The organism is Microcystis viridis FACHB-1342 (genome assembly GCF_014698335.1).
GTDB classification, from domain to species: domain Bacteria; phylum Cyanobacteriota; class Cyanobacteriia; order Cyanobacteriales; family Microcystaceae; genus Microcystis; species Microcystis ichthyoblabe_A.
In genome coordinates this window covers 49077-61217 of record NZ_JACJSV010000008.1, presented here as the reverse complement: position 1 = coordinate 61217, position 12141 = coordinate 49077, and the positions used below count along the sequence as shown (strand labels likewise).

The 12141-nt window shown below is 37.4% G+C and carries 10 protein-coding genes; all 10 read right to left on the bottom strand.

Annotated features, from left to right (window positions below):
- Positions 1 to 97: 97 nt before the first annotated feature.
- The 10 genes from H6G40_RS04760 to H6G40_RS04715 all read right to left on the bottom strand — a co-directional run bounded on the left by H6G40_RS04760 (position 98) and on the right by H6G40_RS04715 (position 11505).
- Positions 98 to 937: an SWIM zinc finger family protein gene (locus H6G40_RS04760; RefSeq protein WP_069473867.1), complete on the bottom strand. Its 840-nt coding sequence runs from the start codon at positions 935 to 937 to the stop codon at positions 98 to 100.
- A 13-nt stretch (positions 938 to 950) separates the two neighbouring features.
- Complete coding sequence (locus H6G40_RS04755) at positions 951 to 4073, bottom strand: DEAD/DEAH box helicase (protein WP_069473868.1); 3123 nt, start codon at positions 4071 to 4073, stop codon at positions 951 to 953.
- A gap of 409 nt (positions 4074 to 4482) precedes the next feature.
- A complete protein-coding gene (locus H6G40_RS04750; RefSeq protein ID WP_002737462.1) occupies positions 4483 to 5460 on the bottom strand; it encodes a DUF3616 domain-containing protein in 978 nt (325 codons plus the stop codon).
- A gap of 250 nt (positions 5461 to 5710) precedes the next feature.
- On the bottom strand, positions 5711 to 6061 hold the full coding sequence (locus tag H6G40_RS04745) for a hypothetical protein (protein ID WP_002736715.1): 351 nt from the start codon (positions 6059 to 6061) through the stop codon (positions 5711 to 5713).
- The gene (locus H6G40_RS04740) at positions 6045 to 6926 is read right to left on the bottom strand and encodes a hypothetical protein (RefSeq protein ID WP_002737178.1); all 882 of its coding nucleotides are present in this window, start codon (positions 6924 to 6926) and stop codon (positions 6045 to 6047) included. Before H6G40_RS04740 ends, H6G40_RS04745 begins: the two co-directional genes overlap by 17 nt.
- A gap of 94 nt (positions 6927 to 7020) precedes the next feature.
- Entirely contained in the window at positions 7021 to 7359 is a 339-nt protein-coding gene (locus H6G40_RS04735) for a hypothetical protein (protein WP_002738181.1), read from the bottom strand.
- Positions 7360 to 7656, bottom strand: a complete 297-nt coding sequence (locus H6G40_RS04730; RefSeq protein ID WP_069473869.1) for an SH3 domain-containing protein — start codon at positions 7654 to 7656, stop codon at positions 7360 to 7362.
- A 91-nt stretch (positions 7657 to 7747) separates the two neighbouring features.
- Positions 7748 to 9298, bottom strand: coding sequence for a glycoside hydrolase family protein (locus tag H6G40_RS04725; RefSeq protein WP_069473870.1), 1551 nt, complete (start codon positions 9296 to 9298; stop codon positions 7748 to 7750).
- Positions 9299 to 9501: 203 nt separating this feature from the next.
- Positions 9502 to 10113 carry a hypothetical protein gene (locus H6G40_RS04720; RefSeq protein ID WP_069473871.1) on the bottom strand — a complete coding sequence of 204 codons (612 nt, stop codon included), beginning with the start codon at positions 10111 to 10113 and terminating at the stop codon, positions 9502 to 9504.
- A gap of 45 nt (positions 10114 to 10158) precedes the next feature.
- Positions 10159 to 11505 (bottom strand): glycoside hydrolase family 10-like protein, encoded by a 1347-nt coding sequence (locus H6G40_RS04715; protein WP_002736163.1) that lies wholly within the window; start codon positions 11503 to 11505, stop codon positions 10159 to 10161.
- Positions 11506 to 12141 lie beyond the last annotated feature (636 nt).

The following is a 12141-nucleotide window of genomic DNA, read 5'->3' as shown; positions in this document are numbered from 1 at the left end:
AGCAATTTAGCTACAGCGTTTCTGATCCAGATAAAGTGTAACCTAATTTGACATCGGGACTGACTCCTGACTCCCCAAAAGGAAAACTTATATTTTTTTAAAGTATCCCTGCATTTTTATTGCGTACCCGTTGATACATTTCTTCCATTACCTCGATAAAGGAGGTATCCTTATCCCAAAATGCAGGATAATCACCAGCTTTTTTAATGACAATTGCGGGAATAGTTGCGGATTTAACTAACTGAGGATTTTCTGGTAAACGGTGATGAGAGTGCCAAAATTCTTTGAGATCAATTGTTTGTGCTGCTGGTATAGTTTCGGGTTTAGTGTGATAGGAAGTCCCGGGGTTAAGAGGAATTTTTTCCTCTTGGATGGAGGAGGAAAGCAACTTACCGAGAGGAGTTTTTGCTAACTCTTGCAGTAATTTTTGACGAGAGATACCCCGTAATTCAAATAAGAGGAAAGGATCCTGATCTAATTGGGAAGCAACGAGGTAATAAACTCCAGCAATATGTTTACAGGGATTTTCCCAATCGGGACAGGAACAATTGGTGATAAAATCCTTTTGACTGTGGGGTAATAAGTGCAGATTCAGATCGCTAAATGCTTCATCAATATTATCGGGAACTTCTTTCAGCAGCAGTTTAGAGATCATACTCGCTCTTGAACCAAGATTGTATAAAGCTTGTGACCACTCTGCTTTAGTAATTGGTTTAATCTCGATACTCACCTTATACAAAGGTTCTTTGTAAACCCCAAAGTAGGGATTAATGGAACCTCGCACCTGAGCAGTAATTAAATTACCGTCAATTTCGTAATTCTTGACTTTATCATTTTTAGCGTAGGAACGTCCTCGACTCAAACGCGCTGAGTCGGTAAATTCCTCTAATGTTTCTATAAAGCGTTGTCCCCACCAAGTTTTACTAAATTTATTCATAGGTTTACCTCGATTAAATAATTGTCTGTTTATTCAATGCGATTAACTGACGAAAACTTTCGTTATCTAATTCCGTTAACCAGGATTCATCATTACTAACAATAGCATTAGCTACCTTTTTCTTTTCCTCGATCATTTCATCAATTCTTTCCTCTAAGGTTCCCAATGTGACAAATTTATGCACGAAAACATTTTTTTGTTGACCAATTCTAAAAGCGCGATCGGTTGCTTGATTTTCCACCGCAGGATTCCACCAACGATCGAAATGAAAAACATGATTTGCTTTGGTTAAAGTAATCCCCACTCCCCCAGCTTTTAGGGATAAAATAAATACGGAAGGTTCTGTTTCAGGATGTTGAAATTCTTCGATCATTTGTTCTCGTTTTGGTTGAGAAGTCCCCCCGTGAAGATAATAAGTATTATAGCGAAAAGTTTGTTTGAGGTACTTTTGTAAGGAGTCACCGATTTCAGTAAATTGAGTGAAAATTAGCAGACTATCTCCCTCTAAAATTACTTCTTCTAGCATTTCTCCCAAACGCTCTAACTTATGCGATCGCTCAGGGGTAAAAGCACTGTTATCCTGTAAAAATTGACGGGGATGATTACAAATTTGTTTCAAGCGCATCAGGGTAGATAAAATTAATCCTTTGCGTTTTATTCCCTCCGCTTCTTCTAATTGTTTTTCCACTTCTTTGATAACAACTTCGTAGAGAGAAGCTTGTTCTTTAGTTAAATTACAATACTGTTTGTTTTCCACTTTGTCAGGCAAATCTTTAATTATCTGCTTATCGGTTTTTACCCGACGCAGAATAAAAGGTTCCACTAATTTTTTGAGAACCGTGGACTGGAGACGATCATTTTGTTTTTGGATTGGCACTTCAAAAGCTTTACGAAATTGAGTTTCTTTACCTAAATAACCAGGGTTAAGGAAGTTAAAAATTGACCATAAATCAAGCAGTCTATTTTCTACTGGAGTTCCCGTTAATGCGAGACGATGTTGTGCAGATAAACTCAAGATTGCTTTAGTTTGTGCCGCTTTAGGATTTTTGATATTTTGTGCTTCATCAATTACTAAACGTTGCCAGGATTGCGAGTTAAATAATTTCAAATCCTTGCGAACTAAGGTAAAAGAAGTAATGACGATATCCTTTTGACTAGCTACTGTCTGAAATTCGTTCTCATCTTGATAGCGCTTACTACCATGGTGAATTAAAACCTGAAGATGGGGGGCAAATTTTTCAATTTCTTTTGCCCAATTTCCGACCACGGAAGTGGGTGCAACTAGCAGAGTTGGTAAAACATTATTATCTCCCTCTCTTTCCCCAATCAATCTAGCAATTACTTGTAGGGTTTTCCCCAGTCCCATATCGTCAGCAAGACAACCATTTAAACCCAATTGTTCCAGGTATTGAATCCAGGCAACTCCGCGCTTTTGGTACTCCCGCAGCGTTCCTTGTAATTGGGGAGGATTTTCGATCGGTTCTAGTTGACTAGGATTTTGTAATTTCTCTAGCATAGAACCTAAAAAATCATCGGTTTCAACAATAATCTCCTCTGGATATTCGGCAGCTTTTTTCATTAACTCAATCAGATTCATCTCAGGATTTTCCTGCTGATATTTCTGCCAAAAATCCAGCATTTGCTGCATTTTATTTTGTTCTAATTCTACCCATTGGCCTCGAAATTTAACTAAGGGTGTTTTGGTGTTAATTAATTGTTGCCATTCCTCTTGGGTAATAGTTTCTTCACCGATGGCTAATTCATATTGATATTCAATGATGTTTTCGAGGCTAAAAATCCCTTTACTAACGGGGGTAGATTTCCCCGATTTAGAAGTAGTTTTTAGCCGAACTTTGGCCCGTTGACGACCTTGGGGAGTCCACCAAGCGGGAATAATTACCTTATATCCCGCATCTTCTAAAATCCAAGCAGTTTCTTTTAAGAAAGTAAAAGCTTCTGTAAGGTTGAGAGAAAATCCCGTCGGTTTATCCGTTTCTAATCCTTGCCAAATGGGGGGATAAATACGGGCAGCATAACCCAAACTTAGTAAAATATTTTTGTCTAAATCTTGACCAAAATGCGCTCGTATGCTTGTCCTAGTTTCGGGTACTGCATACCAATATTCTTCTAATTCTAATCGCAGGGAGGGGTCTTGTTTAGAGATGAGGATAAAAGTAATTTGCCACTGTTCAATATTATTTTCTGGGGCCTCGGTTAGTTTAAAACCCAGGGTAAAATTAGATATATTTTGGTCTCCTAGTAATTGCTGTCTCCAAGTTTGCCACTGTTGATATTTTTCTAAAGCGGCAGCGGTTTGCAGAAATCCAGCAGTCTTAGTCACAGAGAAGCAATCACCTATAATTGTCTCGCTAATTTTTTTCTCAAAACTGGCAGGAATTGCCGTATTAGTGACAATTTCATTGAGGAGACATTCCGAGAAGTGCCGGAGTAGGGTGTTGGGGTCGTATAATTGTGGTGAAGCATGGGGATTTTCAGCACCAGCAAGACAAATGCGGGGAAGATATTCGAGATAGCGATCGAGATTGGTTTCGTAGGTTGCTGATATAATTTCCCAAAGAGGGTAGATGGCAAAGTTAGCGGTTTTCTTGTTATTTGTGGTTAATTCTCGATATTTAAAGGCAGGAATATAGTTATCTTTGAGAATTATTTCTTTAAAAGCTTGACTGTAGTGATACCAAAAAAGTAGATCTGCACCTAACTGAATCTCTGAGGAGTTGTAAAGACAGATAAAGTGCAGATCATTGAGCAGTTTAAGTACAGGATTAAGGGGATAACAATCAATTTGCCAAGATTGCCATTGGCTATTTTCTGGGGGTTCTTTTTCTAGATAACGCAGTAATTCTAAGGAGGGTAAAGGTTGATTCTCGTGACTAGGTAAAAGAAAGTAGCGGGGGACAAATTGCCGACTAAGAGGATTATAATTCGATTGAACTATTCCTAACTCTCCAGTGAGAAAGCTAGTTAATTCTTCTTTGCTTAACTGAAAAGGATGATAATTATCGGCAGTGGTGCGACTCTTTTTCGGGGTGCTAGTTTCTCCCCAAAGATAAAAGCTACCCTTCTGAATAAATTCATCCGTTGATTGGGGAATCCAAGTACCGTGAAGAATTTTCATGGTTTTTAATGAGTACAAAAGAACTTAAATGAGGGCAATACTTAGCCTCTAGAAAAATTGTAGCGATTATGGGAGGATTCTCCACACTTTTTTGTCCCTTTGCGAACCCAGAAGTCCTCTGGATCAGAGAAAAAGGTTAATAGAGCTTCTAGGATAAAAAACCATTGAGAAGACGTGATCAACGGTTTTTTTGAGCTTAAAGCTTATCCCTATATGGGTTTAAAGCTATTTTTGTTCTAGGTTTTGTTGAGGTTCCACTAAGAAGGATGGCTAATTATAGCAATTCCCCAAAATCCGGCTACAGGAGTTTGATCCCTCTGCCTTCGTCTCCCTTAAAATGGGAAAAAGGGGAAAAGGGGAACTTAAATTCGATAATTCGATCTGTAGTTTTTATGGGTGAGAATTGGTATTAATTAACTTTTACCCAAATACTGCGGAAATATTTTTCGGGATTATTTTTATCGGTATTTTTACAGGGAGTATTACCAACTCGCTCGATTGTACCATCATCGCTTAAAATCTGAAAGCGATCTGGGAAATGGGGATAAAACAACAAAGCTTCTGGACGAAACCCGTCAGGGAATTGCAGTGATTCTATCTTTTCCGGTGCATCTTCTTTTTTTCCTGACCAAGTATAGAAAACAAATTGATCGCCTCCATGAAATTCTCCGGCAATAATTAAATATACTTCTAAAGCTGGCCAAAATTCAAGGCTACGAATTCCTAATCCTCCCAAATCTAGCAGGATAGGATCACCAAATTCAGCTTTAGCCGTGGTTGAATTAGTAACTAAACTCTTGGGATTTTTTAGGGGTAATAAAAGAGCTTTACCGTTGGGGACAGGATTACGAAAACCGATTAAGATATTTCCGTCTGGAGTTGCCGTTAAACCTTCAATATTTAATCCTCCTTCAGCTTTGGGAGCTTTGGTTTCTGCTGTTTTGAAATCAAATATTTTAGCCAATTGAGAGTCTTCGATAATATCGCGCAATACTAACTGAGTATAAGACTCACCCACTTGAACTATACTAGAGCCGTCATCGGTAATTTTACTAGCAAAAAATTGATGACGAGGGAGTTTTTGTTCAGCATTTTTATTGCGACCGTGGGAAGTAATCCAATAGATTATGTCATTTAGCACAGTTACCCCTTCTAAGTCGATTTCTCTATTTTTAGGATTGTTTTTTAGCCAACCATTAATGTCAATGGTTTCCAGCGCTTTTCCCGACTCTTGAGAGGAATAAATCCAGAGAATATTACCTAATTCTACATCTGCCTCATCATTACCAATAACAAATTTATTTTCTCCTAAAGCAGTGGCTGCAGAAGCATCACAAATTCCTTGATGTTTGATTTCTTGGATAATAGAAAAGTTCAGAGGTTGCATGATTGTCTTCTCCTTATTAACTGAAAAAGTGAGGATTAAGAAAATTATAGGCAATAAAAGATAAAAGGACAAAAAATGACTAGAAATAATCTGAGAAAGGATTAATTTGAATAACTAATTCCTTCTAGGTTAAAAAAATTTTCGAGTGTCATAATTAGAGTACCAAGACTTTCTAAAATTATATCAAATAACAACTGTTTTTGCTATCTTTTTTGAATTGGCGAACTATTACAAAAAGCAGTGACATAAACTAAAGTTTAATAATTCTGCCAAGGATTTCGATTGTTCTACCCAAAAGGTTTAGAAAACCAACCGTATCATCAAGTTTTTTTATTTCTTTATTGATAGCATCTATTCCTTCATGTAGTTCAATTTCATTAGCTTTTAGTTCACTAACTAAAACACTAGCAATATTGATACGAGTTTTATTAACAAGTCTTTTCCACTCTGTACGAAACTGCTTAAATTGCCTTTTTTGGTCATCATCAGGAAACTTACCCAGAATACCAGGAATGGTCAATTGATTTTGAATTGCACTAATTTCATCGAGAAATTCTTGCAGTGCCTCAAGTAATTTTTGTGTATCAGTATTTGTGGTCATTGTCTTTTACTCCTGTGGTAGTCTTGTTTTGGTTGATTGATCTTTTTAAATCTTCCGATATGTTGATGAGAGATTCGATCTCAGATAATAAAGCATTGGCACGTCCGATAGTAAATCTATCTTCCAAGAGCAATTTAAAAGACTCCTTAAAAGATTCTGTTGCTTTAGTTGCGTCATCTAAACCTTGAACTGAGAGAGTCATCGTTCTAATTTGTCTGCGTCTAATTATCCAATCATCGGGTTTTTCAATTGGTTGTTCAGCAGCAAATGCGGGTAAAACAGAGCGCTCATCTTTGAGGTTTTGAATATCCTTTAAATCAGTTTTAATCTGACTGGTAAGCAGTTTCAGTAAAGCTTCCTGTATAGCAATTTCTCGATAAATTGCTTCCTTCCTTGCCTCTAGTTCTTTTCTTAGTTCACCCTTGATTTTTTGACTTAGGATAATCTCGGAAATCGAAGGTACAGGAATCGAACCAACTCTAGGGTTAGCCTGAATAATGTTACTGATACTATTTAACTGTTTAAAAATATTATCAGTCGCTTTTCTCGCTTCTTGAGGAGCAGTAGAAGTGGCTAAATCTTCTAAGGCAAAAAAGTATTCTTTTAATAGATGATTGTGTTGACGCATTTCGGCAATTAAAGTGAGCCACTCATCATCTTCTTTGGTAGTCTCAGCATAGTTACTACTGTCTCTATCTTGATCCTGTAAATCATTGGCAATCAAATTTTCCGAACTGGCATCCACAAAATAATCACCAGAAATAACTAACAGGCTATCAAGAGCGGTGGCGTATTCCTGACCAGATTTGGCAAACTTCTGATATTCTTCAAGGGAAGCTCCACAGGCAACTAAAATAGTTCCCATGACAGTTATAATTGATGTTCTGATGACTGCGCTAGGTTTCAATGAAGAGCCTCCTTAATGAATTAAAAGAATAATATTGATCTTGTATTTGCTACTAAGGATAAACAGGATTACGCCTATACCAATCAACGTAGGTTAAACTTTTTGGAGAAATATTTTGCATAAATTTTTCCAAGTTTTTACGCTCATTTGTGTTAGTCCCTAATCCAAAATCGAGAGAAGATAAAACTGCTCGGCGAATGGTTGGACTTTGACGATCAAGAATGGCAACTAAAAATTTCGGATTTTGATTAGCCCATTGTACAATAACTGTGGCATAATTTTCCTCTACTATTCCATCTATATATGGAGACATTTTAACCAAAGTTTCCGCATCTTTTTGATAGCCATTTGCTGCTTTGTTTCCAAGTTTAATTATAGTCGGCAGTCCCAATTATATAAGTAAATCACGACCTTGATCACAAGAAATTCGAGAAATTTGACTACCAGCTAACCAACCAGCAAGAGGTAATTTAATTTTCAGCCATTTTTGATGACCCTCACTTAATTGTACAGAACTGCCGCTAGGTAAAGTTGCAATAACGTTATTCCCTTGTATTTGAGGATAGGAACGGATATTCACATAACCATCGGTGGCAGTAACAAAAAATTTTTGACAAGATTCTGTGCCAATAATTGAGTTACCTGTTAGCAATAAAGATAAGGTAAAAACGGTGATTTTGCGTAACATTTATGGTTAGAAAAATTTTCAATATACCAATAATTACTAGAGACAATTGAACCATCATTAAACAATTCAATTGCCCCTTGTTAAAGATAGGCTAGGGTTTGGGACAAGTTCCTAAACCCCAATCCACAAAAAAGTCTCGTGGGTCAGTTTCCCGAAGCCAACGAACAAAACGTTGATAATCGCCAATCGTATAAATTCCCACACATCCTGCGGTACCAGGAGACTTCTTGCGGCGATTCCAGTCGATGTGAATTTCAATAGCACTTCTACGGGTTGAATTGGGCTTTTGATAAGTTAAAGGCGTTGACACTGGACCAACTCCAGGATCAGGAAATACAAATTTTCCAGAGTAATCATCTTTGTGTGCAGGACCCCCTGCCCATTTAATATTCTCAATTCGCCATAACCCTTCTGGTAGCGGCTCAAATGATTTAGGTACACTAGCGGTAGCCGTCTTAAAAATCTGTCTCGATGGCGTACCAGAACACACATTAAGACTGTCTTTCAGTTGTCCATCTTTAAAGTATTCCATTTTTAAAACGAAACAACCAAATTCATCTTTTTTGTTGATTTTGGTTAATTTAAGATAATTTTTACCCGGACTGGATACGCCGACAGGAGGAGTTACAGGAACTGGATTTCCTTCCCACAGTTTTTTCCAAGTCAGGGGGCCGACTTTGCCATCTGCTTCATTAGCTCCAAAAAATTTGGCTTGGAAAGCTTTAACAGCTTGATCCGTTCCTGAACCAAAGTTGCCGTCAATTTCCCCTTGATAGTAGCCCAAATCTCGCAAACGTACCTGCAATTCCTCAATATCTTGCTTTAAACTGGCGGGAGTATCTTCGTCTGCTCCCATTCCAATTATTAAAAGTTGATTATCCAATGAGGGAGGAGCAGCAACTTTTGTGATTGTCGCAAATTCCCTTTTTTGAATTAAGATTCTTTCCCCCGCAGGTACTTGTTTTTCCTGGGGGGCAATGAGGAAATTTTTAGCATTAGGATATTGACGTATGACGGTAATTAAGTCCTCTTTATCCGGGCTTTCTACAGTCAAAATTTCTATAACATCAGAGCCTTTTCGAGCCACAATAATCGTATCATCATTATTTCTGTCTCGATAGCCCTCTAACCAATCAACTTGAGCTTGTAAGGAGGGTTCAGGCTTGTCTAAAGGTTTTCCTTCACTTCCAGATTTTTCAAATAAAGCCTTTTCCTCACGGCGACGATTAGTTAAACCTTCTAAAACAATTTTCACTCCGTTTTTTGTTGCTTTATTCCAAACTAAAAATTGTTCTGCCGCTCCAGTAAAATCACCACTATTAAGTTTTTTCAGTAGGGTACTTCCTTGAAACGCCCCACCACCCACGTTGTAGCAAAAAGAAACTAGAGCATCGAATTGATTCTGATTGAGTCCTACTGTTACTTTTTTGGTAACTAACTCAGCAAAATCGTCAGCCTCTAATTTTAATAAGTCCTCCGCTTCTGCTTCGGTGACAATATCTCCTAACTCCACAGGTTGCCCATTGGGATAACGAATCGTTCCATAACCAATAGTAGGTATTCCCACTGGATCTAAGTAAGCATTGGCACGAAATCCTTCCCATTTTTTAATTAAGTCAAGACAGATTTGCGAAATTTCCATATTTAATTTTCCTCTTGAGGATAGTCAAATTTTGACTATTTTTCGTACAGCTATTATACTCTCATAAACCTCGACATAATTGGCAAATATTTAATATTTCTTATTAAGTATTTTTGAAATTAATTCAACAGAAATCTTCCCAGTTTTTATAACCAGGAAATCTAGAATTTATTGATGTTTCGTGACTTAATGATAACAGTTAACTATTTATTAACTTGCCCTCTGGTGGCAGTAATGGTATCAGAGACTAAAGCGGGCAAACCATGAAATAGCTTAGTTCCTGTGGCAATACCTAAGGCTGACAAAACTAAATCTAATTTGTAGAATGTAGCGATTTGATCAGGTTTGGTTGTCGTCATATTTACCAAAGGTTCTAAAATACGAATCCCTGTAAAACTTGCCATAAAACCAAAGACAAGACTTAAGAGGAGAGCATATTTTTTGGTTAGAGTTATGTACTGGAGTAACTCTTTTTGTTTTGAGATTAATTGTGCTTCTTGTTCCTCCGTTCGATGGGCAATATTTTTCAAAAGACTAATCTCTTGTTCTAAAACCTCTTTCTGAGGATTACGCCAAGCAGCAATAAATAATTCTACGCTACGTTCCACCACCGCAACAATAGCAATTGTGCCAATGAAAATCTTATCTAGGGCGATATCTCCTCTCAGAGTTAATGAGGGAAAAATGGCAATATTAGCAAGCAGTAGAAAAGCCACCAATCCGACTAGAAATAGCAAAAACCAGAAGGGATTATTTAGCAAAAATTTTTCAGTTTTTATAGCCATGCTATGCAAGGAAAGAGAAGATTGAGTCATGAATTTAGCTCCTTTTATGGATAATTTTGAATCTCAAAGAATAAATTAAACAAATTGATCGGTAGCAAGAATTTGAGCCAATTTCTTCTCCCTGTCAGCCACGGTTTCTGTGGTGGGAATATGGTCTAATAAACTGCTATAGAAAAAATAGGCAAAACCAGCAAAATCTCGCTCACGAGTCTCCTGAGTTTGTGCTTGAATTAATTGGAAATTTACTCGTCTATCACTGGGTTTTAAACCTGTGAGAATACCGATGACGGTGGGAATATGTTCCCGCGCTGCTTTTACCTCTGATTTATCGATTTCTCTCTCAAAACTCTGGACATCTCCACGATAAGTTTGCAATGCCAGTTCTTCAATTAATCCTTCCTTTTCCCATGCTTCCCAATCAGCTAAAGCATGATCAACAGAAAATCCTAAAGGATTGGGAGAAATGGAGAGAATACAATCGTCTTTTTCCGCTTTAATGGTTTTAAAAATCAATCGCACTAATTGAGTTAACTTCTCCTTACGCCAATCTTTAAATTTCGCTAATTGGGGATTGCTTAAGGGACTAACTGAACCAGTTTCCTTTTGAAAAAGTTTGATAGTAAAGGATTCAAACCCCATGCTAAAATCAAAATTTTTAGTACCATTAGGCAAGAATTTTGCGTGATGAATAGCGAAGTGATCATCTAATTGAATACCATCAATTTCATAGTTTTTAACTACTTCACGAATAAGACTAACCCAAAAATCTTTAACTTCAGGATGAGCGGGATTTAAGCGGCAATTTCCATCACCATCAACGGTATTTTTCTGTTGATGAGTAAGCATAAACCAATCTGGTTTTTGGGCAACTAAGGGAGCAGCTGGGGGAACCATTAAACCATATTCAAACCAAGCAATAATCCGAAAGTTATACTTTTCTGTCTGATTAATCTCAATGATTTCTGCTAGTAGATCTCTACCGACTAACTCTTTTTCAAGGTTGACTTTTTTGAGTTTTTCCTTATCGGCAGTGAAAACATTATCAGCAATTTGTGATTGAAAAAACACATAGCCTTTGTTCCAAACTACTAGATAAAGAGTATTAAATCCTAAATTTTTAAGTTTTTCCAACCCAGCTTTTAGGTTATCTTTAGACTTGAGAATATCACTGTCAACATTGGTGAGCCAAACGCCCCGTATTTCTTCTACTTGTACATGATCATCAAAGAAAAATCCCGCTTTCCCCACTGAACCTTGTTCTGCGGCTAACTTGACAGAATAATGATTATTTTGGCGAAAATAAGATTTAATTGGCAGTTTAGTTCCCGCTTTGATTAAGGATTTTTGCCCACTATTGAGGGTTTCAGAAAAAGCTGTGGAAGACTTGAAAAACGTATCCTGAAGAATATGAATGTGCAGCATATTTTTTACTCTCTCTCAGACAAAGGATAAATGAACCTCAAATCCGCAGCATCGACGGGTTCGGAAGACAGACAAGCGCACTTAGTTCTGATTAATTCTCAGAATTTGCTCACGGCAAAATATAGTCAATAACCGACCCCAACTATTGCTCGAAAGTTACCACTACTCAACTGTTTACCTAGCTTGAAAGCAACACTTAAACAGGCAAACCAAGAGCCGATGGTTCCTCCTATTGACGTAATGTCAAGGACAAAGGGTTTGGGAGCAAAGATCGGTTAGTTAGGGAAATCATTTGGGAACAATTTAACTCGCTCTATGATAACCATAGATAAACAAAAAAAATACTTAAATGTAACAAAAAAACACATAAGTCGGGAGGTGTAGTTAAATATTAGACTTATCGAGGTTGAATTGAGCTACTAAACCCACAACTGGCATAGGTAATCAACTGGACTAACCTATATTACAAATCATTAAGCCGATTGACAGCCTTTCCGATCAAGACGAAGTGTAACCTAATGGCTCTTCTCGACTTTGTGTGATAATTTTTGCTTATGGAATCGTGAAATACTTATCGGGTAACACTTTTAGGACTATTTTGTCGAAGAGACTATCAGTATAGACCTCGTTTCCACA

Excerpts from the sequence above, each read along its gene's own strand:
- H6G40_RS04725 (WP_069473870.1), bottom strand. The coding sequence starts at position 9,298 with ATGGAAATTTCGCAAATCTGTCTTGACTTAATTAAAAAATGGGAAGGA.
- H6G40_RS04740 (WP_002737178.1), bottom strand. The coding sequence starts at position 6,926 with ATGGGAACTATTTTAGTTGCCTGTGGAGCTTCCCTTGAAGAATATCAG.
- H6G40_RS04745 (WP_002736715.1), bottom strand. The coding sequence starts at position 6,061 with ATGACCACAAATACTGATACACAAAAATTACTTGAGGCACTGCAAGAA.
- H6G40_RS04715 (WP_002736163.1), bottom strand. The coding sequence starts at position 11,505 with ATGCTGCACATTCATATTCTTCAGGATACGTTTTTCAAGTCTTCCACA.
- H6G40_RS04720 (WP_069473871.1), bottom strand. The coding sequence starts at position 10,113 with ATGACTCAATCTTCTCTTTCCTTGCATAGCATGGCTATAAAAACTGAA.
- H6G40_RS04750 (WP_002737462.1), bottom strand. The coding sequence starts at position 5,460 with ATGCAACCTCTGAACTTTTCTATTATCCAAGAAATCAAACATCAAGGA.
- H6G40_RS04730 (WP_069473869.1), bottom strand. The coding sequence starts at position 7,656 with ATGTTACGCAAAATCACCGTTTTTACCTTATCTTTATTGCTAACAGGT.
- H6G40_RS04760 (WP_069473867.1), bottom strand. The coding sequence starts at position 937 with ATGAATAAATTTAGTAAAACTTGGTGGGGACAACGCTTTATAGAAACA.
- H6G40_RS04755 (WP_069473868.1), bottom strand. The coding sequence starts at position 4,073 with ATGAAAATTCTTCACGGTACTTGGATTCCCCAATCAACGGATGAATTT.